Origin of the sequence: Nevskia sp., from assembly GCF_051860985.1 — a bacterium.
Taxonomy (GTDB): Bacteria; Pseudomonadota; Gammaproteobacteria; order Nevskiales; family Nevskiaceae; genus Nevskia.
The window spans coordinates 22390-43960 of the sequence record NZ_JBIMKV010000023.1 but is presented as its reverse complement, the minus strand read 5'-3'; the positions used below and the strand labels follow the sequence as shown (position 1 = coordinate 43960).

Below are 21571 nucleotides of genomic sequence, written 5' to 3'. Positions count from 1 at the left end.
GGGCGGCGTCTTTGACGGTGTCGTTCACGAGGGCATCAGCTCGGCGGTGAAATGGGTGCGCGCATCGCGGCCGTCGGCCTGCATCTGCGCGGCAAGTGCATCGAGCCCGTCGAAGGTGAGCTGCGGACGCAGGAACTTGTGAAATTCGATCGCCAGCTCGCGGCCGTACAGGTTCGGTCTGGCGTCGAACACGTGGGTTTCAAGCAGACAGGTGGTCAGGCCCAGGGTCGGCCGCACGCCGAGGCTGGCGACGCCGGGCAGGCCGTTCGGGGCTTCGTCCCAGTAGGCCTTGACCGCATAGACCCCATGCGCCAGCGCCGGTGGCCGGCGCAGATGCAGGTTGGCGGTGGCCATGCCCAGCTCGCGACCGAGCTTTAGGCCGTGACGGACGCGGCCGGTGATCCGGTAGCGGCGGTCGAGCAGGCGTTCGACGACATCGAGATCCGGCAGGGCCAGCGCCGCGCGCAGGCCGGTGGAACTGCTGCGCGCGCCATCGAGCGTGACCGTGCCGAGCCCTTCGGCGCTGAAGCCGGCACCGGCGCCGATCGCCTGCAGCAACGCCAGATCGCCGGCCCGCCTGGCGCCATAGCGGAAGTCGTCGCCGACGATCACTGCGCGGGCGCCGAGGCCGTCGACCAGCACCTGGCGGACGAAGGCTTCGGCCGACATCGCCGCCAGCCTCGGCCCGAACGGCAGCAGCAGCACGCGATCGACGCCGAACGCGGCCAGATCGCGCAGTTTGCCGCGCAGGTCGGCGATGCGCGGCGGCGGATTGTCGCGCTGGAAATACTCGCGCGGCATCGGTTCGAAGCAGACCACCGTGGCCGGCAGCCGGTGCTCGCCGGCGAGCATCCGCAGCCGCGCGATCAGCGCCTGATGGCCGCGATGGAGGCCATCGAAGTTGCCGATCGACACCACGCTGCCGCGATGTCGCGGCGCGAGGTTGTGCAGTCCGCGGATCAGCTCCATGGCGGGAAGGATGGCTCGGGAAAGACGCGGATTATAAAGGCGGATCAGCGGCTTATTGGGTGCTGCCGCGGAAGTGGCGAACCCGCAGGCCGCTCGCTGCGAGCACCGCGAAATAGACCAGCATCGCCACCCCGATCAGTACCAGCATGCGCCCGCCGCGCGCCCATTCGCCGGCCGCCAGCCAGCTGGCGAGATCGCCGGCCAGCCACAGAACGGCGGCCGCCATCGCGACGTTGGCAACCAGCAGCCGCAGGCCGAACAGGCCCCAGCCGGGCCGGCCGCGGTAGATGCCATCGCGCCGCAGCCGCGCGAACAGCAGCGCGGCATTCAGGCAGGCGGTCAGCGAGGTCGACAGCGCCAGGCCGACATGCGCGCCTTCGAAGGCCCGCAGCTTCGACCCAGCGAACAGCGCCAGACTCAAGGCCATGCCGACCACCAGGCTGATGATCGCGTAGCGCACCGGCGTCTTCGTTTCCTGGCGCGCGTAGAAACCCGGCACCAGCACCTTGACGAACGAGAAGCCCATGAAGCCGGCGCCGTAGGCCCACAGCGCCCAGGTGGTCATCCGCACGTCCTCGGCGGTGAATGCGCCATGGCCGTAGACGGTGGCGACCAGCGGCCCGGCCAGCAGGCACAGGCCGAGCGCCGCCGGCAGGCCAATCAGCAGGATCACCCGCAGGCTCCAGTCGAGCGTCGCCGAGAACGCCTCAGGCGTCTTCTTCGCGTGCTGCGCCGACAGCGCCGGCAGGATCGCGGTGCCGACCGCGATCGAGAAGATGCCGAGCGGAAATTCCATCAGCCGGTTGGCGTAGTACAGCCAGCTGACCGAGCCGTGGCCGACCTGGGTCGACAGGTTGGTGTTCAGCAGCAGCGAGATCTGGGCGACCGAGGAGCCGATCATCACCGGCACCATCAGGGTGACGATCCGCTTCACCCGGCCGTCGCCCCAGGCCCAACGCGGCCTCGGCAGCAGCCTGAGCTTTGCCATCAGCGGCAGCTGGAAAGCGAACTGCAGCACCCCGGCGACGAACACGGCGTAGGCCAGCACCTGCACCGAGCTGGCGTCGATGAACGCGGTGGCGATCAGGCACAGGTTCAGGATCACCGGCGTGAACGCCGGCACCGCGAAGCGGCCATAGGCATTGAGCACGCCGCCGGCCATCGAGGTCAGCGAGATGAACATCAGGTACGGGAAGGTCCAGCGCAGCAGCTCGGTGCCCAGGGCCTGCTGCGCGGGATCGGCCGCGAAACCCGATGCGAACAGCCAGACCAGCACCGGCGCGCCGAGGCAGCCGATCACGGTGACCAGGCTCAGCACGCCGCCGAGCGTACCGAGCACGACGGCCACCAGATCGCGCGCCTCGTCGTGGCTGCCGGTGGTCTTCACCTCGGTGAACACCGGCACGAAAGCCTGGGCGAACGCGCCTTCGGCAAACATGCGGCGGCCGAAGTTCGGAATCATCAGGGCGACCAGGAAGGCATCCATCGCAGCGCCGGCGCCGAAGGCGGTCGCCAGCATGACTTCGCGGACGAAGCCGAGCAGGCGCGACAGCAGCGTCAGCAGGCCGACGACGCCGCTGGACTTGAGCAGGCTTTTCGACATGGATGGGGCGGATGCGTCAGGACGGGCCAGGACAAGGAAAGCGATCTCGCGCAGCGGCCGCAGGGAACCTCGAAAACGTCAGGCGACCCGCCGTTCCGGCCGGTCTGCACGCTCCCCGTCCGGCGCTGCGGCATAACCGCTGCCGGCGGTCGATTCCGTTGACAGGCAGCGGGTCGGCGAAGATACTAGCGCGCTTCGATTTTGTCAGTTGCCGGTCACGGCTTCGGTCGAATCGCCGGTCGGCCTCGCAGGCCGTCACACCATCGAAACCGCTTTAAGGAGTTTTCACCTTGGCCAACACCCCGCAGGCGCGCAAGCGCGCACGCCAGTCCGAACAGAACCGCGAGCGCAATGCCAGCCAGCGCTCGATGATCCGCAGCACCATCAAGAAGGTCGTCGCCGCGATCGAAGCGAAGGCCAAGGCCGACGCCGAAGCCGCTTACGCCGCGATGGTGCCGGTGCTGGATCGCTACGCGAACCGTGGCCTGATCCACAAGAACAAGGCCGCTCGCCACAAGAGCCGTCTGCAGGCGCACATCAAGGCGCTCGCCTAAGCATCAGGCTGCAAACAAAACGCGACCTTCGGGTCGCGTTTTTCGTTGTGCCGCGCCTGCGTGGCCTGCCGGTGACGCTTCCGTGTCGCCCCGCGTCTGCCCTATCGATCGTCGCGCGGCGCCATCAGCCCAAGCACGGGTGCAGCCCCCGCAGCAGCCGGTGCGTCGCCGTCTTCATCGGCCGGCCTGAACCAGCGCGTCGCCCGCTCGCCGATCCGCTGCAGGTAGGTGTACAGCACCGGCACCACGACCAGGGTCAGCAAGCTCGAGGTGATCACGCCACCGATCACTGCACGGCCCATCGCAGCATTGGTTTCACCACCTGCCCCGCTGCCGATCGCCATCGGCAGCATGCCGAAGATCATCGCCAGGGTGGTCATGATGATCGGCCGCAGGCGCACCTGGCCGGCGTCCAGCAGCGCCTCGCGCAGACTGCGGCCTTCACGCAGGCCCTGGTTGGCGAAGTCGACCAGCAGGATCGCGTTCTTTGTGACCAGGCCCATCAGCATGATGAAGCCGATGATCGAGAACATGTTCAGCGTGGTGCCGGTGACCAGCAGCGCGATGAATACGCCGGCCAGCGACAGCGGCAAGGACACCATGATCGCGATCGGCTGCAGGAAGCTGCCGAACTGCGAGGCCAGGATCAGGTAGATAAAGATCACCGCCAGCCCCATCGCGGCCAGCGCGGCGGCGCCGGATTCATCCTGATCGGCCTGCTGACCGCCGATCTCCCAGCGATAGCCCGGCGGCAGAGGCCAGTTGCGGATGATCTTCTTGATGTCCTCGCCGACATCGCCGGCCGGACGGCCCTCGGCATTGGCGTAGATCGACACCCGGCGTTGCAGGTTCTGGCGCTTGATCTGCTGCGGACTGGCGATCGGCACGAAGTCGGCGACCTGGCGCAGCGGCACCAGCAGCGGCGCGCCATCGGCATCGAGCCGGGTGCTGGTCAGCGCCAGCTGGCCGAGATCGCCGGCCACCTCGCGATCAGCCTTCTTCAGCCGCACGATCACCTCGTAGTTCTGACCGTCCGGGGCCAGCCAGCGGCTGATCTGGTCACCCGCCACCAGCGGCCGCAGCGCGGCGCCGATCCGGGCGTTGCTCAGGCCGAGATCGCTGGCCAGTTCCTGGTTGATGCGCACGGCAATGCCGGGGCTGGCGCCTTTCTCGCTGCTTTCGAGGTCGGAAATGCCGGGGATCTTGCGCATCTCCGCCATCGCCGCCTGGGTGATCTCGGTGAGCTTCGCCGGCTCCGGGCCGAGCAGCGAAATGAAGATCGAGCCGCCGAAGCCGACCGTTAGCTCGACACCGGCCACCTGCTTGATGCGCGCGCGGATCGCTTTCTCGATGTCCTTCTGCGGCCGGCGATGGGTGACCGCGCGATCGGTCAGCCGCAGGTTCAGGCGCGCGTAGTTCTTGCCTTCCTCGGTGCCGACCTGTGTCGCGATGGTCTCGATTTCCGGGAACTCGCGCAGCAAGGCTTCCACCTGCTGCGCCTTGGCATCGGTGTATTCGAGGCTCGAACCCAGCGGCGTGTTGATGCGCAGCGAGGTGAAGCCTTCGTCGCCGCGCGGGAAAAACTCGCTGCCAATGAACGGCAGCAGCGCGAAGCTGCCGAAGAACGTCGCAGCGGCGATCCACAGCACGATGCCGCGATTCGACAGCGTGCCGATCTGCCGCCAGTCCAGACGGCGCGCCGCATGCGCCAGCCCGAAGATCGGCAGCCAGACACGCCGGCGCTCGGTGCGCAGCGCCCAGGCCAGCACCCGGCCGTAGACCACGTGCAGCGCCTCGATGCGCCGCTCCAGCCGGTCCATAAGCCGCCCCAGCCACGGCGCGTACTTGAAGCGATCCTTGACCGGATCACGCCAGACCGCCGACAGCATCGGGTCGAGCGTGAAGCTGACGAACAGCGACACCAGCACGGCGACCGCCACCGTGATGCCGAACTGGAAGAAGAAGCGGCCGATGATGCCGCTCATGAACGCCACCGGCACGAACACGGCCAGGATCGCGAAGGTGGTGGCCGTCACGGCCAGGCCGATCTCGCGGGTGCCGTCGAGCGCGGCGCGGACGTGGGACTTGCCCATCGCCAGGTGGCGCACGATGTTCTCGCGCACGACGATCGCATCGTCGATCAGCAGGCCGATACACAGACTCAAGCCCATCAGGGTCAGGAAGTTCAGCGTGAAGCCGAAGGCGTGCAGCGCGATGAAGGTGGCGACCACCGAGATCGGCAGGGTCAGGCCGGTGATGATCGTCGAGCGCCACGAATGCAGGAACAGGAAGACGATCAGCACAGTCAGCACGCCGCCTTCCAGGATCGTTTCCTTGACCTGTTCGACCGAGGCGGTGATATCGTCGGCAGTGGCGTAGATCTTCACGATCCGCACATCGGCCGGCAGCTCGGCCTTCAGCCGCTCGATCGCCTGGCCGACGCCGCGCGCGGCGCTGACGATGTTGGCGCCCTGCACTTTCCGGATGTCGAGCGTCACCGCGCGCCGGCCGTCGACGCGGGAGATCGAGGTTTCCTCGGCCTCGCCGTCGACCACTTCGGCGATCTCGTCCAGATGCACCGGCACGCCGTTCTGTCGGGCGACGACGATGCGGCCGAACTGCGCCGGCTGCTTGATCCGCCCTTCGATGCGCACCAGCTGCTCGCGGTCGCCCCGGGAGATGGCGCCGGCCGGCAGATCCTGATTGGCCGCCTGGATCGCGGCGATGACCTGATCGACACCGATCCGCGCGGCTTCCAGCGCTGCCGGCTTCAGGAACACCTGCACCTGCCGCGTCGACTGGCCGCCAACCGCGATGCTGCCGACGCCCAGCACGTTCTGCAGCCGCTTGACCACCACCTGGTCAACCAGCGTGGAGATCTCGCGCAGGCTGCGGGTTTCGGAGTACAGCGCCAGGTTGATGATCGGCTGCTGGTTCTCGTCCTCGTTGGTGCGCGAGATCAGCGGCGGCTTGGCCTCGCGCGGGAAGCCCGGCTGGATCTGCGCCACCTTGTCGCGGGTCTCCTGGGTCGCCCGGCCGATGTCGACCGACAGATCGAACTCAATCGACAGGAAACCGCCGCCCTCGCGCGCCGTGCCCCAGATGCGCTTGACGCCCTCGACCGCATTGACCGCTTCCTCGATCGGCTTCAGCAGATCGTTTTCGACTGCTTCCGGCGTCGCGCCGGGATAGGCGATAGAGATGCTCAGCACCGGCACCGAGACATCCGGCAGCTTCTCGACCGGCAGCCGCTGGTACGAGAACACACCCAGCACCAGCAGCGCGACCATCACCATGGTCGCGAACACCGGCTGGCTGACACTGATCCGGGTGATCCACATGACGGTCGCTCCGGTCTAGCGCGCGGCGCGTGCCGGCACGGTCACGGCAGCGCCGTCCTGCAGGCTGTCGATGCGCGCCGCCAGCACCGGCGTGCCGACCGGCGGCCCGTCGCGCAGCTCGACGAACGCGCCGTCGTTGGCCTCGATGCCCAGCGTCACTGCCTGCCGCCGCAGGTGCCCGTCCTCGATCACCAGCAGATAGGGAACACCGGCATCGCGGCGTATCGCAGCCGCCGGCACGGTGGCGACCGGCGCCGAAGGATCGAGCAGCAGATCGCCCTGCGCGAACATGCCGCCCTTGAGCGCGCCATCGGCGTTGTCGACCGACAGGTACAGCCTGATCGCCCGGGTGCCGGCATCGGTCGCCGGATTGATCCGCTCGACTGTCGCCTCGAAGGTCCGCTCGCGATAGCCGTCGACCGTGAAGCGCAGCGGCTGGCCGATCTTCACCGCCGGCACGTCCGAGGCCGGCACCGGCGCTTCCAGTTCCAGGCGGCGCAGATCGACGATCGCCAGCAGGGGCGTGTCGGCGGCGACCTTCTCGCCCGGCTGCGCCAGCCGCTGCGACACGACGCCGTCGATCGGCGCGCGGACCACGGCATCGTCGACGCCGACCTGGGCCAGCCGCAGCTGCGCTTCGGCCACCTTGACGCTGGCGGCAGCGGCGTCGAACGCGCTCTGCACGGCATCGAAGGCGTTCTGCGAAATGAACTTCTGCTCCAGCAGCCGGGCATTGCTGTCGCGATTGACGCGGGCCAGCGCCAGGTCGGCGCGCGCCTTGTCGAGCGTCGCCCGCTGGGCGTCGAACTGAGCGCCGAGGTTGCGAAGGTCGATGCGGGCCAGCACCTCGCCCTTCTGCACCGCCTGCCCTTCGCGGACCTGCACCGCCAGCAGGTCACCGGCGACCCGCGCCTTGACGCTGGCCTGCACCAGCGGCCGCAGGGTGCCGGACAGCGGCAACCGCCGCGTCAGCGCCCGCTGCTCGATCTGCGCCACGTCGGCTGCCGCCAGTTCCATTGGCCCGGCGGGCAACTTCGAGTCCTTCTCGGCCGCAGTGGCCTCGGTCTTGCCGCCGCGCAAGGCCAGCCCTGCGCCGACGACCAGCAGCAGGACGACCACAAGGGTCACCCATCGCCACGGTTTCGGCCGGGCGCGGGCGGGTGTCGCGGCGCGGCGATCGGTGACAGCACTCATGCAGGAATCCCCTAGGACACGCCGCCGCTGCGGGCGCGATGTCGATCGATGTGTGGGCAGGCGGCGCTGGGATGCAGCCAGCATGGCGCTTGGATGCAGCCGCAGCGATCGGGGTTTGATCGCCGCTGACCCACCGGGCGGCCTTGCGCCGCCCGCTTTCGATCAGACCGCGAGCACCAGGTTGTCGCGGTGGATCAGTTCCGGTTCACCCGGATAGCCGAGGCGCGCGGAAATCTCGCCGCTCGGTGCACCGGCAATGCGCTGGGCTTCGTCGGAGTCGTAGTTGCTCAGGCCCCGGGCGATTTCCCGGCCGGCGAGGTCGAGACACAGCACGAGATCGCCGCGTCCGAATTCGCCGCTGACCTGGCGCACGCCGACCGGCAGCAGGCTGCGCCCTTGTTCGCGCAGCACTTTGACGGCGCCGTCGTCGAGCGTCAGCCGGCCGCGCACCTGCAGCTGGCCGGCGATCCAGCGCTTGCGCGAGGCCATCACCGACTGCGCCGGCTTCAGCAAGGTGCCGATCGATTCGCCGCTGGCGATCTTGAGCAGCGCGTCCGGCGTGCGGCCGTAGGCGATCACCGTCGCGGCACCGGAGCGCGCGGCCCAATGCGCGGCGGTCAGCTTGGTGCGCATGCCGCCTCGGCCCAGTTCGCCCTTGGTCTCGCCAGCCATGCCGCCGAGGTTGGGATCAGACAGGTCGGCCTCGGACAGCAGCCGGGCATCCGGGTTGTTGCGCGGATCGGAGTCGTACAGGCCCTGCTGGTCGGTCAGGATCACCAGCAGGTCGGCTTCGATCAGGTTGACGGTCAGCGCGCCGAGCGTGTCGTTGTCGCCCAGCCGGATCTCGTCGGTGGCCACGGTGTCGTTCTCGTTGACGACCGGCACCACGCCCAGTTCCAGCAGCGTGTTCAGCGTGCCCCGGGCGTTCAGGTAGCGGCCGCGATCGGAGACATCGTCGTGGGTCAGCAGGATCTGCGCCGCGCGCAGGCCGTGCTTCTCGAACTCGGTTTCGTAGGCGCGCACGAGGCCCATCTGGCCGACCGCCGCCGCCGCCTGCAGGCCGTGCAGGTTCGTCGGCCGCTTGGCCATGCCGAGCCGCGCCATGCCCTCGGCGACTGCACCAGAGGACACCAGCACCACCTGGCGGCCCTGGGCCCGAAGCGCGGCGATCTGCGCGCACCAGTCGGCAATCGCTTCACGATCGAGCCCGCGACCGCGCGCGGTGACCATCGCGCTGCCGACCTTGATCACCCAGCGGCGGCTGGTATTCAGCGTTTCACGGCTTTTCGTCTGCGTCATGGGCGAAAGGGGCAGCTCAGGCGTCGAGGTCGTCGTCGGCGTCGTCAATGGGATCGGATTCGGCCGCCGGGCGCGCCGGCGGCGCATCGTCCAGCAAGGTGTAATCCGGCGCGGTGCGGACCGGCGCATGCGCCTCGACCCATTCCATCGCGTCCTTGCACAGCGGTTCCAGGTTGCGGCGGGCTGCGGCCGAGATGCGGTAGTGGCGGCCGGTCCAGCCGAGACGTTCGAGGGCGTCGTCGATCAGCGCATCGGCGTCCTCGTCGCTCATCAGATCGATCTTGTTGAATACCAGCCACTGCTCGCGGCCGGCCAGCTCCTCGCTGAATTCGGCCAGTTCGGCATTGATGGTGTCGATGTGTTCGACGATGTCGCCGCCATCGGGCGGCAGGATGTCGACCAGATGCAGCAGCAGGCGGGTGCGCTGCAGATGCTTCAGGAAGCGGATGCCGAGCCCCGCCCCTTCGGCCGCGCCTTCGATGATGCCGGGGATGTCGACCATCACGAAGCTTCGCGTCATGCCGACCGACACCACGCCGGGCTGCGGGTACAGCGTCGTGAACGGATAGTCGGCGATCTTCGGACGCGCGGCCGACACCGCGCCGAGCAGGGTCGACTTGCCGGCGTTGGGCATGCCGAGCAGGCCGACATCGGCGAGCACGCTCAACTCCAGCCGCAGCTCGCGGCGTTCGCCCGGTGTGCCGGGGCTGGCGCGGCGCGGCGCGCGGTTGGTCGACGACTTGAAGCGGGCGTTGCCGAGGCCGTGGAAGCCGCCGGCGGCTACCTTGATCCGCTGACCCTTGGCCGTCAGCTCGCCGATCAGTTCCTCGGTGTCGACATCGAACACCTGGGTGCCGAGCGGCATCGGGATGTCGATGTCGGGCGCACCGGCGCCCTTGCAGTCGGAGCCGCCGCCGTTCTCGCCGCGCTTGGCCTTGAACACGCGGTTGAAGCGGAAATCGGCCAGCGAGTTCAGGTTCGGCTCGGCGACCACCCAGACGGTGCCGCCGTCGCCGCCGTCGCCGCCATCCGGCCCGCCGAACGGGATCGCGCGCTCGCGGCGGAAGCTGACGCAGCCGTTGCCGCCGTCGCCGGCTTCGACGCGTATCGTGGCTTCGTCAACGAATTTCATGGTTCAGCGGCATCTCGTTCAGCAGCAGCGACAACTTCGGGAGCTTCAAATGACAAGGCCCCGTCACCGGGGCCTTGGTCACGCACATCCGCGCGGATCAGGCCGCGACGATGTCGACGAACTTGCGGCCCTTCGGACCACGCGTCACGAACTTCACATGACCATCCGCCTTGGCGAACAGCGTGTGGTCGGTGCCGATGCCGCAGTTCACGCCCGGGTGCACCTGAGTGCCACGCTGGCGAATGATGATGTTGCCGGCGAGGACCGCTTCGCCGCCGAAGCGCTTCACACCGAGGCGCTTGGCCTGCGAGTCGCGACCGTTACGGGTTGAACCGCCTGCTTTCTTGTGTGCCATTGCTGTTCTCCTGCTGGAAGAACGCCGCCCTTAGGCGACGATCTCCGTGATCTTGATCGCGGTGAAATTCTGCCGGTGGCCCTGTTCCTTGTGGTAGTGCTTGCGGCGGCGGTGCTTGATGATGCGAATCTTGTCGCCGCGGCCGTGGGCCGTGACTTCCGCCTTGACGACGGCACCGGTGACGACCGGCGCGCCGATCTTCACCGCTTCGCCGTCAGCCACCAGCAGCACTTCGCTGAAGCTCACCGTGTCGCCGACGGCGGCCACGATCGTTTCCACCTTGAGGGTCTCGCCGGGGGCAACCCGGTACTGCTTGCCACCGGTCTTGATGACTGCGTACATGCTTGATGCTCCAAGAAAAATTACGACTATCTAGTTGCTTTTGTAAGGCCGGTCGCGGCGTGACGCCAGACGATCGGCCCCGGGAACTCGACATTCTAGTTTCCGAGCGCGGGTCGGTCAAACCCGATCAGCACCGGCAAGATGTTCGCGGACCAGTGCGGCACAGTGCTCCGGCATTTCCGCCACCGCCCAATGGCCCGCTGCCTCCAGACGCTGCACGTCCGTCGTGCCGAAGCGGCCAGCGTAATGATCGGGGATGAACGGATCGCGCATCCCCCAGATCACGCGCGTCGGGCGGATCGCCGTCACCGTGTGCAGCACGTCCAGCCAAGGCGCGAACTTGGCCGGGTCGGCTTCGCGATAGATGCGCAGCACCTGGGCGCGGGCGCCGGCGTGGAAGTGCCGATAGGCGTCGTCGATCTGCGTTCGCGACAGGCCCGGGCCGCCCTGCTGCATCGTCAAGCGGTGGCCGCTGCGACCGATCAGCGGCCAGTCGAACGCCCGCATCGCCATTTCACCGAGTCGCGAGCGCCAGAGGCGCGCCCAGACATGCCAGCGGTAGTCGGCGTGCAACAAGGTGTTGGTGATGACCAGCCGCCGCAGCCGTTCCGGGTGGCGTACCGCCCAGGCCAGGCCGTAGAAGCCGCCGACGTCGTGGACGACGAGGTCGATCGGCTCGCGGATCGCCAGCGCATCCAGCAGGGCATCGACCCAGCGCGCGAAACCGGCCAGCGTCACGTCGTTGTGACCAGCGACGCCGGACGCTCCGAAACCGGGAAGATCGGGCGCGATGCAATCGTGGTACGCCTGCAGGCAGTCGATCATCGGCAGCCACAACCGGTGCGAATCGGGATTGCCGTGCAGCATCAGCAGCGGTCGACCGCTGCCCCGCCGATGCACGAAGACCGGCGCGTCGTCGACCCGAACGGCCGGTTGCCGCAGGCCTTCGCTCACCAGCGCAGCAGCACCGTGCCCCAGGTCATGCCGCCGCCGACGCCCTGCAGCATCACCAGATCCGAGGGCTTGATGCGGCCGTCCTTGACCGCCGCGTCCAGCGCCAGCGGCACCGACGCCGCCGAGGTATTGCCTTGCTGGGCGACGGTGACCACCACCTTTTCCTTCGGCACGCCAACCTTGTCGGCCAGCGTGTTGATGATCCGGATGTTGGCCTGGTGCGGCACATACCAGTCGAGCGCGGACGCTTTCAGGTTGTTGCGGTCCAGCGCTTCCTGGGCGCATTCGCTCAGGTTCTTCACCGCCACGCGGTAGACCGACTGGCCATCCATTTCCAGGTAAGGCGAGCCGCGCAGCTGGCCGCCGGCGATACCGCCCGGCACCCGCAGGATATGGCTCAGCGAACCGTCGGAATGCAGATGAGAGGACAGGATGCCGGGCGCGTCGGAAGTCTTCAGCACCACTGCGCCGGCACCATCGCCGAACAGCACGCAGGTGCGCCGGTCGTTCCAGTCCAGGATCCGCGAGAACACTTCAGCGCCGATCACCAGCGCGCATTTGTGCTGGCCGCAGGCCACCAGCTTGTCGGCGATCGCAAGACCGTAGACGAAGCCGGTGCACACCGCCTGCACGTCGAAGGCCGCGCCCCGGGTGACGCCGAGCTTGGCCTGCACCAGACAGGCCGTCGACGGGAACACCATGTCCGGTGTCGTGGTGGCGACGACGATCAGGTCGATGTCGTCGGCCGTGACGCCAGCCGAGGCCATCGCGGCACGCGCGGCATGCAGCGCGAGATCGCTGGTCAGTTCATCGTCGGCCGCCACATGACGAGCTTCAATGCCGGTGCGGCTGACGATCCAGTCGTCGCTGGTGTCGATCCGGCCTTCGAGTTCCCGGTTGGTGACGATGCGCTTGGGCAGATAGCTGCCGGTACCGACGATGCGTGAGTAGGTCATTCCGCGATTCTAATAAATGCCAGCCGTCCTCGACGACCTTCGGGTGCATCCTCCCCCGCGCACCCCGGACTTCAGTCGAGCTCGATCAGCAGATCGCGGGTGTTCACCGTCGCGCCCGGCTGAGCGTGAATGGCCTTGACCCGGCCATCGCGCGGCGCGCCGAGCACGGTCTCCATCTTCATCGCTTCGAGCGCCAACAGCGGCTCGCCCTTGGTGACCAGCTGGCCCTTCTGCACGGCAACGCGCACCACCATGCCCGGCATCGGCGCGCCGACGTGACCGGCATTGCCTTCTTCCGCCTTCGGCGTCTCGAACGCCGCCTTGGCACCCGCCTTCGGCACTCGCACCTGGCGCGACTGACCGTTCAGCTCGAAGAACAGCTTGACCACGCCGTCGTCCTCGGACTCGGTGCGGCTCTGCAGGCGGATCACCAGGGTCTTGCCGGTGTCGATGTCGACGCTGATCTCTTCCTGGTCGCGCAGGCCGTAGAAGAAGGTCGGCGTCGGCAGGGTCGAGACATCGCCGTACACCTTGCGGTGCTCGACGAAGTCGCGGAACACCTTCGGGTACATCAGATAGGACGCGACGTCGGCATCGCTCAGCTCTTCGCCGACCAGGGTTTCAGCATCGGCCTTGGTCTGCGCCAGATCGACCGGCGCCATCGAGGCACCGGGACGTCCTTCGAGCGGCGGCTTGCCCTTCAGGATCTTGGCCTGCAGCGCCTTCGGCCAGCCATCCGGCGGCACGCCGAGCTCGCCCTTGAACAGGGACACCACCGATTCCGGGAAATCGATGTCGCGATCCGGATTGGTGACGTCGTCCGGCGTCAGGCCGTTGCCGACCATGAACAGCGCCATGTCGCCCACCACCTTCGAGGTCGGCGTCACCTTGACGATGTCGCCGAACAGCTGATTGACCGCCGCGTACGCGCGCGACACCTCCGGCCAGCGCGCTTCCAGGCCCAGCGCACGGCCCTGCTCGCGCAGGTTGGTGTACTGGCCGCCCGGCATCTCGTGGCGGTAGACGTCGGCGGTGCCGGAACGGATGTCGGCCTCGAACGGCGCGTAGTAGCGGCGCACGCCTTCCCAATAGTCGGAGATCGACTGCATGGCATCGAAGTCGACGCCAGGATCGCGCTCGGAACCCGCCAGCGCCGCCGCGATCGCGCCGAGGTTCGGCTGCGAAGTCAGGCCCGACATCGCATCCATCGCGCCGTCGACGGCATCGCAGCCGGCTTCGATCGCCGCCAGCACGCTGGCCGCCGCGATGCCGCTGGTGTCGTGGGTGTGGAAGTGGATCGGCAGGCTGATTTCCTGCTTCAGCGCCTTGACCAGCTCGCGCGCCGCGCGCGGCTTGCAGATGCCGGCCATGTCCTTGATGCCGAGGATGTGCGCGCCGGCCTTCTCGAGCTGCTTGGCCATGTCGACGTAGTACTTGAGGCTGTACTTCGGACGAGCGGCATCGAACAGGTCGCCGGTGTAGCAGATGGTGCCCTCACAGACGGCACCGGCATCGATCACGGCATCCATCGCCACCCGCATGTTGTCGACCGCATTCAGCGAGTCGAACACGCGGAAGATGTCGATGCCGTTCTTCGCCGCTTGGCTCACGAAGTACTGAACGACGTTGTCCGGGTAGTTCGTGTAGCCCACTGCGTTCGCCGAACGCAGCAGCATCTGGAACGGGATGTTCGGCACGGCGGCACGCAGGCCGGCCAGCCGCTGCCACGGGTCTTCCTTCAGGAAGCGCATGGCGACGTCGAAGGTCGCCCCGCCCCAGCATTCCAGCGACAGCAGCTGCGGCAGCAGACGCGCGTAATGCGGCGCGATCTCCAGCATGTCGCGGCTGCGCATGCGCGTGGCGAACAGGCTCTGGTGCGCGTCGCGCATCGTGGTGTCGGTCAGCAGCACCTGCGGCTGCGCCTTGATCCAGTCGGCAAAGCCCTTCGGACCGCGCGCCTTCAGCTCGTCGCGCAGGCCTTTCGGCGGCGCGGCGAGCAGGTCCAGCTTCGGCTTCAACGGCGCAGCCAGCGCGCCTTCCGGCGCACGGCGCCCCTTCATCTCCGGGTTGCCGTTGACGGCGACATCGCCGATGAAGCGCAGCACCTTGGTGGCGCGATCGCGGCGGGCGGTGAAGCGGAACAACTCCGGCGTCGTGTCGATGAAGCGCGTCGTGCAATCGCCGGACTTGAACAGCGGATGCAGGATGACGTTCTCGAGGAACTGCAGGTTGGTCGACACGCCACGGATGCGGAACTCGCGCAGTGCGCGGTCCATGCGGGAAATCGCTTCCTGCGCGGTCGGCGCCCAGGCCGTGACCTTCACCAGCAGCGAGTCGTAGAACGGCGTGATCACGGCACCCGAATACGACGTACCGCCGTCCAGACGCAGGCCGAAGCCGGCCGGGCTGCGGTAGGCCAGGATGCGACCGTAGTCCGGCGTGAAGCCGTTTTCCGGATCTTCGGTGGTGACGCGGCACTGCAGCGCGAAGCCGTCGAGTTTCACTTGGTCCTGCGCCGGCAGCAGGCGGTCGGCGGCACCGATCGTGGCACCTTCGGACACCCGGATCTGGGCCTTGACGATGTCGACGCCGGTGACCTCTTCGGTGACCGTGTGCTCGACCTGGATGCGCGGGTTGACCTCGATGAAATAGAACTTGTCGGTGTCGGCATCCATCAGGAATTCGACGGTGCCGGCGTGCGTGTAGCCAACCTGCCGGCACAGCCGCACGGCGGCATCGCAGAGCTCGACGCGCCGCTCCGGCGTCAGGTAGTGCGCCGGGGCGCGCTCGACGACCTTCTGGTTGCGCCGCTGCACCGAGCAGTCGCGCTCGTACAGATGAATGAGGTTGCCGTGCTGGTCACCGAGCACCTGCACTTCGACGTGACGGGCGCGGCGAATGAGCTTCTCGAAATAGGCCTCGTCATTGCCGAACGCGGCCAGCGATTCGCGGCGCGCCGATTCCACGGCGGCCGGCAGCTCGGCCTCGTTCTCGATCGCGCGCATGCCGCGACCGCCGCCGCCCCAGCTGGCCTTGAGCATCACCGGGTAGCCGATGTCGGCGGCGATCTTCTTCACTTCCTCGAGATCGCGCGGCAGCGCTTCGGACGCTTCCAGCACCGGCACCTTGGCAGCCTTGGCGGCCGCGCGCGCGGCCACCTTGTCGCCCAGCGCGCGCAGCACGGCCGGCTTCGGCCCGATGAACAGGATGCCGGCCTCGGCGCAGGCTTCCGCGAAGTTCGGGTTTTCCGACAGGAAGCCGTAGCCCGGATGGATCGCGTCGACCCCGGCCCGCTTGGCGATCCGGATCAGGTCCGGAATGTCGAGGTAGGCAGCGATCGGCTTCTGGCCGGCACCGACCAGGTAGCTTTCGTCCGCCTTGAAGCGGTGCAGCGCGAAGCGGTCTTCATGAGCGTAGACCGACACCGTCCGGATGCCCATTTCGGCAGCGGCACGCATGACGCGGATGGCGATTTCGCCGCGGTTGGCAACCAACAACTTGCGGATAGGCATGGTCCCTGCTGATCTGGGTCGAAACGGGTCAGGTTCTGGCACGGGTGAAGGCACCCCGTGGATGACGGTTACTGGCATGCTCGTCATCTTCGCTATTACAGCACAGGGGATGCCCGACCAAAGCACGGGAAACCCCGCTCCGGCAACGCTTCCCCACGAGACACGCGACCATTGCCCGGCGGGACGGCACCCCGATCCGGCCGCAGTCGCAGGCCCGCCGGCGCCAGCGCTGCGGATGGCAGGCCGGTCGGCGGCGCGCAGGGTATCCGAGCCCTGCCGGCAGCGCCGTATGTCTGGTGAATACGGCTTATTGGCCTGGCTGGCGTCGGTTGCCAATGCCTGCAAGACTTCGGCGCCGAGGCCCGTCATGCGCCGGCGCCGGCACCCGCCGCCGTCGCGATCCGCCATCGCCCATCACCCCGCCCGATCCTTCATGACCTCAGAAGCCTCTCCATCGCGCCGTCCCCGCCAGCGCGGCGTCCGCAGCACGATCCTCGAACTGCTGGCCGCCGGTCCGATGTCGAGCCAGCAGCTTCTCGACCGCGCGGGCTGCTCACCGGCGTCGCTCTACCTGAACCTGAAGGCGCTGAAAGCCGACGGCCACCTCGACACCACGCGTGAGGGCCGCACCGTGGCCTACCAGCTACGCACACGCGCCGGCGCGGTGGCGGTGGCCTCGCGTCCGGCCCGAGGTCGCCCGGCGCGATCGCAGCCGGATGCCGGCGCGGCGGACCTCGATGCCGCGCTGCGAGTGCTGCTGGCCCAGCTGTCGCCGATCGACAACGCCGCCGACAAGATCCGGGTGCTGACGCAGCTGGCGGCTTCGCTGCCGGCGCCGGTGTCGCACCTGCTGCAGGCCGTCGCCGACGATCTGACGCGGCTCGCTGGAAAAGGCTGAACCGTGCCGGCGCCCTCGGTCATGCCGCTGCAGGCCCTGATCTTCGATGTCGACGGCACGCTGGCCGACACCGAGCGCGACGGCCACCGGCCGGCCTTCAACGCCGCCTTCCGACAGGCCGGGCTGGACTGGCACTGGGACGAGATGCTGTACGGCGAACTGCTGGCCGTCACCGGCGGCAAGGAACGCATCCGCCACTACCTCGAACGCGACCACCGGGCGCTGCTTGATCAGCCCGGCATCGATACCCGGATTGCCGCCCTGCACCAGGCCAAGACGCAGGCCTACCTGTCGCTGGTCGCCTCCGGCGCGCTGCCGCTGCGGCCCGGCGTCGCCCGGCTGATCGCCGAGGCCCGCACCGCCGGCCTGCGGTTGGCAATCGCCACCACCACGACCGCCGAGAACGTTGCCGCGCTGCTCGAGCATTCGCTGGCCCCCGGCGCCGCCAGCTGGTTCGAGGTGATCGGCGCGGGCGACGTGGTGCCGGCCAAGAAGCCAGCACCAGACATCTACCAGTGGGTGCTTGCGAAGCTCGGCTTGCCGGCAGCGGCCTGTCTGGCGTTCGAGGATTCCGACAACGGCCTGCGCGCGGCCCGCGGCGCCGGCCTGACGACAGTGGTGACCACCAATGCCTACACCTGCAGGCAGACGTTCCACGGCGCCTGCGTCGTGCTGCCTGAACTCGGTGACGACGCCGCGACGCAGCCGGTGACGCTCAAGCAGATCCGGGCCTGGCACGCGGCCGCCCAGGCCTGAGCGTGGCGGCTGGGCGCCGCAGCGCCTTGTGGCGCGCTGCGCAACCTGATCGAAGAGGCTCGTTCAGTCGGCCACGAGGGCCCCGGACGACGGCGAGAAACGGGGTGCGCGCCCGGCAGGAATCGAACCTGCGACCCTCGGCTTAGAAGTTCAGTGTTCTGAGTGGCCTTCGTATTTGATACTATTGAACTTTCTGGACTAGGGTGCTCGCGTATACGCAGCATATCCGCACTGAGAGTTCTATGGCATCGATAAGAAAGCGGGTCCTCGAAGACAAATCGGTGAGGTACGACGTTACCGTAACAAAGCGCGGTGCGCCCCGCCTCTATGCCTCGCGTTCAACCAGGGCTCTGGCTATCGCCTGGGCGCGGGAGACCGAGCGGGACATCGAGCGTGGCGCGTGGCGCGGCACTGCGATGGCCGAGGAAATGACGCTCGGCCAGCTCCTGGAACGCTACTCGGAAGAGGTCCTACCCTCAAAGCGCTCGGGCGCTGACCTTCAGGGGCGCGTCAGGCGGGTGATGAAGCACAGCATCGTCCGACTGCCCCTGATCGCGCTCACGCCGGAGCAACTGGCGCAGTTCCGGGACATGCGGCTCAAGAGCACGGTCCAGTTGGGAGGCCCGAAGGGCAAGACCACCCGGCGCATCTCCGGGCAGACCGTGCGCCATGACCTGGCGCTAATCCGCGCCGCGATCCGGCATGCCCTGCGCGAATGGGGTCTCGTGCTCCCGGCTGGCGATCCGGTGCAGCACGTCCGCCTGCCACCTCAGAGCAAGGGTCGCGAACGCAGGACCGAGGGTGATGAGTTCGAGCGCATCCTTGCCGAGGCTCGCAGTTCAAAGTCGCCGAAGCTGGCCGCTGCCATCGAGTTCTCGGTCGAGACGACGATGAGACGTGCCGAGGTGTGCGCTCTTCGCTGGAAGGACATCAACTTCGAGAGGCGGATCGCCCGGTGCCTGGTCACGAAGAACGGCGACCCCCGCGATGCTCCCCTGTCCTTGCGTGCCATCGCCGTGTTGAAGTCCCTCCCGAGGCGGGACGGTGACGGCGACGAACTGATCTTCGGCATGAAGCCCGGCGGCTACACGCAGGCGTTCAACCGCATCGTTGACCGGCTCGGCCTACAAGACATCCGGCTCCATGATCTTCGTCACGAGGGCGCGTCGAGGGTCGCGAAAAAGCTCAACGGGAACGTAATCGCGCTGGCAAAGGTGACGGGACACAAAACGCTGGCGATGTTGCAGCGATATACCCACCTCAGAGCAGAGGATGTCGCCACGTTACTGGATTAAACTTACGTGTTCGCGCCCGTAGCTCAGGTGGATAGAGCAATCGCCTTCTAAGCGATCGGCCGGGGGTTCGAGTCCCTCCGGGCGCGCCAATTTGCACATCCGGCCCACTTTCGGTTCCGTGCGACTGCTGGGTACCAGGTCGAATGAGCGAGCAGCCGGAAATCAACCACGGGTCGAGCAGTTCGACCAGCGGTCGATGCGCGGTGCCGTCGCGGTTTTGATCTTACCCGTCACTGCGCCCCGTTTAGTTCACGAGCGATCCCGTTCGCGCACCACCCGAGGATCGCCACACCTGAAATCAGGAGCGACGTGACGGTCAGGTCAGTGACGACCAGGCTCGCCAAGCTAACGATCACGACCACACCGGGAACATGACGGAGATGGACCAAAGCTGTTTTGCTTTGGCCTTCAAGCCGTGCCTTTGCAGCCGACGAGTCCTGTAGCCTCCGCTCAACTTGCTCGGGACCAATAGCTTCTCTCACGGCCGCGAGAGCTTCTGTCGCTAGCGCTTCCTCTCTGCGCTGCCGCTCGCACTCAATTCTGCTGGCCCGGAATTGGGATAGCGAAGTGATGTTGCTCATTTTCTGACCGCCTTTGGCGTGGAACTTACAGCCGACCGTTGGGCGCTGCGCCACCGCTTTGAAAGAGCGAGCCTCATTGCCTCAGCAAACTCAGTGCGCTGCAAATCTTTGGAAGGCGGCGACGGATACTTCGCCCATTCATCTTGAAGTGCCGACAGTACAGCGCGCGATAACTCGGCGACTTCTCCCGCCAGTTCCGGAAGGTACTGCTGCCAGTATTCGACCTCTGACTCCGACTTCGCTCCGTCGGCGAGTGAGTCGACGACCGCTGCAAGGTGATTCTGCCCGGTGAATCGCGAGAGCTGCGCGGTCCGGTAAGGGCTCAGCTTCTGAGTAGTGCGGGCCTTGATGATCGATCCAGGGTCCCATTCAAGTTCGCGGGACAGCGCCCGTATGCCGCCAACCGCAGCGGCGGCGGCATCCAGAGTCGCTTCTACATCGAGGGCCTTGACATCGCGCATAAGTTCAATTAGCGTGCCGTTGGACACTGTCCTACGGTGACATGGAATTGCACTCAAATACGATACATCAAAGCGAAGTGTTGGACATCGACGGTTTGGCCGCCTTGCTCGGCATAACCCCGGACAGCATTCGATCTTTCCGCAGCCGTAATCCACTCGGCGTGCCGCCCCCGTTCATGGTGAGGCCGCACCTGCGTTGGCGGCGCGAAACCGTCGTCAGGTGGATGGAAGCGCGAGAGCGGGAAGAAAGCGAGCGTATCCGCCGACTGTTCCTGCCCTCGCCAACTCGCGCCCGGCACGGCCGCGCACGAGCGTAAGCAAAGCGCATGGCACGGCGAGCGTCATCCGAGGCAACTGGCGACGAACAGCTCGAACTGTTTGAAGCAGTGCTGAACGACGTGAGCGTGAAGGTGGACATGGCTTCACTCGAACACCCCCTGTTTTCGATTGGGAGGCAACCACTGAAGGTTCCGCGCTGCTACGCGCTCGGGCGCGACTGCGAGATCCGAATCGTGCCGAGCGCCGAGGGCGCACCCACCCTCGAAGACAAAGACATCCTCGTGTATCTCGCGTCGCAGCTCCGCGCCGCCCTGAACGCCGGATTGAAGGTCTCGCAGACCGTTCACGTACGCGCATACGACTTGTTACAAACCATCGGTCGCGGCGCCGGAGGAACTGACTACAAACGTCTTCGCGTCGCGCTACGGCGGCTTCGAGGCACGAGCATCGAAACACGCATTGAAACCGGCGGCGTCCGCCAGGAAAGCGGATTTGGTCTGATCGACGCCTGGTCGCTCATCGAACAGCCGAACTTTCATTCACCAAGGCTGCGGATCAAGCTGAGTGACTGGTTGTATCGCGCGATCCTGAACAACGAGCTGCTCACTGTAGAAGCGATTTATTTCACGCTTCAGGGCCTTGAGAAGCGGGTCTACGAAATCTTCCGAAAGCACCTCGGAGAGCGGCAGACGGAGTGGCACATAGGGCTTGAGAAGCTCCAGAACAAATGCGGCTCTCAGTCCCCCGCTCGGCGCTTCCGCTTCGAGGTGCGCCGAATTCTTGATCGGGCCGAGAAAAATAGGTTGGAGGAAGTCCACGATGCGTTCAGCGGATGGCTCCTGCGCCTGAACGGCGATGTCGTGTTCGGTTACCAGAACTCAGACATCGGGCGCGCCGCTCGCGCGAGGGACGCTATGAAGGTTCTGCGTTCCTCAATGCCCGTGTCCAAGCCCTCAGCCACGGCAGTCGCGGAGGCATCGGCATGACCTGCCAGCGCCCTGAACAAGCTGTGGGTGAACACGGGCATTGGGGAACGCCCGGACACGGGCCTTCAGGAACGCTGTCACGGGCCTTGAGGAACGCGACCATC

18 protein-coding genes and 1 tRNA gene are annotated in these 21571 nt (G+C 67.0%); 6 read left to right on the top strand and 13 right to left on the bottom strand.

What is annotated here, in order from left to right:
- Positions 1-24 precede the first annotated feature (24 nt).
- Together ACTIGJ_RS17765 and murJ are read right to left on the bottom strand one after the other, a co-directional pair.
- Positions 25-969 (bottom strand): bifunctional riboflavin kinase/FAD synthetase, encoded by a 945-nt coding sequence (locus tag ACTIGJ_RS17765; RefSeq protein ID WP_439641664.1) that lies wholly within the window; start codon positions 967-969, stop codon positions 25-27.
- Between the two features lie 52 nt (positions 970-1021).
- On the bottom strand, positions 1022-2572 hold the full coding sequence (murJ, locus tag ACTIGJ_RS17760) for a murein biosynthesis integral membrane protein MurJ (protein ID WP_439641663.1): 1551 nt from the start codon (positions 2570-2572) through the stop codon (positions 1022-1024).
- A gap of 290 nt (positions 2573-2862) precedes the next feature.
- On the opposite strand from murJ, the gene rpsT reads away from it, so the two are divergent.
- Positions 2863-3126 carry a 30S ribosomal protein S20 gene (gene rpsT, locus ACTIGJ_RS17755; protein ID WP_439641662.1) on the top strand — a complete coding sequence of 88 codons (264 nt, stop codon included), beginning with the start codon at positions 2863-2865 and terminating at the stop codon, positions 3124-3126.
- A 101-nt stretch (positions 3127-3227) separates the two neighbouring features.
- Here the strand turns inward: rpsT and ACTIGJ_RS17750 are convergent, their stop codons facing one another.
- From ACTIGJ_RS17750 to ACTIGJ_RS17710, 9 genes are all read right to left on the bottom strand, one after another.
- On the bottom strand, positions 3228-6467 hold the full coding sequence (locus tag ACTIGJ_RS17750; protein WP_439641661.1) for an efflux RND transporter permease subunit: 3240 nt from the start codon (positions 6465-6467) through the stop codon (positions 3228-3230).
- Between the two features lie 15 nt (positions 6468-6482).
- Entirely contained in the window at positions 6483-7661 is a 1179-nt protein-coding gene (locus ACTIGJ_RS17745; RefSeq protein ID WP_439641660.1) for an efflux RND transporter periplasmic adaptor subunit, read from the bottom strand.
- A gap of 162 nt (positions 7662-7823) precedes the next feature.
- Positions 7824-8960 carry a glutamate 5-kinase gene (gene proB, locus ACTIGJ_RS17740; protein WP_439641659.1) on the bottom strand — a complete coding sequence of 379 codons (1137 nt, stop codon included), beginning with the start codon at positions 8958-8960 and terminating at the stop codon, positions 7824-7826.
- Between the two features lie 16 nt (positions 8961-8976).
- Entirely contained in the window at positions 8977-10092 is a 1116-nt protein-coding gene (gene cgtA / locus ACTIGJ_RS17735) for an Obg family GTPase CgtA (protein ID WP_439641658.1), read from the bottom strand.
- A gap of 97 nt (positions 10093-10189) precedes the next feature.
- Positions 10190-10447 (bottom strand): 50S ribosomal protein L27, encoded by a 258-nt coding sequence (rpmA, locus tag ACTIGJ_RS17730; RefSeq protein WP_439641657.1) that lies wholly within the window; start codon positions 10445-10447, stop codon positions 10190-10192.
- A gap of 30 nt (positions 10448-10477) precedes the next feature.
- The gene (gene rplU / locus ACTIGJ_RS17725; RefSeq protein WP_439641656.1) at positions 10478-10789 is read right to left on the bottom strand and encodes a 50S ribosomal protein L21; all 312 of its coding nucleotides are present in this window, start codon (positions 10787-10789) and stop codon (positions 10478-10480) included.
- A gap of 117 nt (positions 10790-10906) precedes the next feature.
- Positions 10907-11743: an alpha/beta fold hydrolase gene (locus ACTIGJ_RS17720; RefSeq protein ID WP_439641655.1), complete on the bottom strand. Its 837-nt coding sequence runs from the start codon at positions 11741-11743 to the stop codon at positions 10907-10909.
- Positions 11740-12699: a beta-ketoacyl-ACP synthase III gene (locus ACTIGJ_RS17715; RefSeq protein ID WP_439641654.1), complete on the bottom strand. Its 960-nt coding sequence runs from the start codon at positions 12697-12699 to the stop codon at positions 11740-11742. The genes ACTIGJ_RS17720 and ACTIGJ_RS17715 overlap by 4 nt, the downstream gene beginning before the upstream one ends.
- Positions 12700-12770: 71 nt before the next feature.
- The gene (locus tag ACTIGJ_RS17710) at positions 12771-16211 is read right to left on the bottom strand and encodes a pyruvate carboxylase (protein WP_439641653.1); all 3441 of its coding nucleotides are present in this window, start codon (positions 16209-16211) and stop codon (positions 12771-12773) included.
- Between the two features lie 433 nt (positions 16212-16644).
- Here ACTIGJ_RS17710 and ACTIGJ_RS17705 point away from each other — a divergent pair, with 433 nt between their 5' ends.
- The 4 genes from ACTIGJ_RS17705 (at position 16645) to ACTIGJ_RS17690 (ending at position 19249) form a co-directional block, all read left to right on the top strand.
- Positions 16645-17109, top strand: a complete 465-nt coding sequence (locus tag ACTIGJ_RS17705; protein WP_439641652.1) for an ArsR/SmtB family transcription factor — start codon at positions 16645-16647, stop codon at positions 17107-17109.
- Between the two features lie 21 nt (positions 17110-17130).
- A complete protein-coding gene (locus ACTIGJ_RS17700; protein WP_439641651.1) occupies positions 17131-17865 on the top strand; it encodes an HAD family hydrolase in 735 nt (244 codons plus the stop codon).
- A gap of 242 nt (positions 17866-18107) precedes the next feature.
- On the top strand, positions 18108-19160 hold the full coding sequence (locus tag ACTIGJ_RS17695) for an integrase (protein ID WP_439641650.1): 1053 nt from the start codon (positions 18108-18110) through the stop codon (positions 19158-19160).
- 12 nt (positions 19161-19172) lie between these two features.
- A tRNA-Arg gene (locus ACTIGJ_RS17690) sits at positions 19173-19249 on the top strand.
- A 141-nt stretch (positions 19250-19390) separates the two neighbouring features.
- On the opposite strand, the gene ACTIGJ_RS17685 is transcribed toward ACTIGJ_RS17690, so the two are convergent.
- Both ACTIGJ_RS17685 and ACTIGJ_RS17680 read right to left on the bottom strand, forming a co-directional pair.
- Positions 19391-19741, bottom strand: coding sequence for a hypothetical protein (locus ACTIGJ_RS17685; protein ID WP_439641649.1), 351 nt, complete (start codon positions 19739-19741; stop codon positions 19391-19393).
- Positions 19738-20229 (bottom strand): hypothetical protein, encoded by a 492-nt coding sequence (locus ACTIGJ_RS17680; RefSeq protein WP_439641648.1) that lies wholly within the window; start codon positions 20227-20229, stop codon positions 19738-19740. Before ACTIGJ_RS17680 ends, ACTIGJ_RS17685 begins: the two co-directional genes overlap by 4 nt.
- A 299-nt stretch (positions 20230-20528) precedes the next feature.
- Here ACTIGJ_RS17680 and ACTIGJ_RS17675 point away from each other — a divergent pair, with 299 nt between their 5' ends.
- The gene (locus ACTIGJ_RS17675) at positions 20529-21467 is read left to right on the top strand and encodes a replication initiator protein A (RefSeq protein ID WP_439641647.1); all 939 of its coding nucleotides are present in this window, start codon (positions 20529-20531) and stop codon (positions 21465-21467) included.
- Positions 21468-21571: the final 104 nt, after the last annotated feature.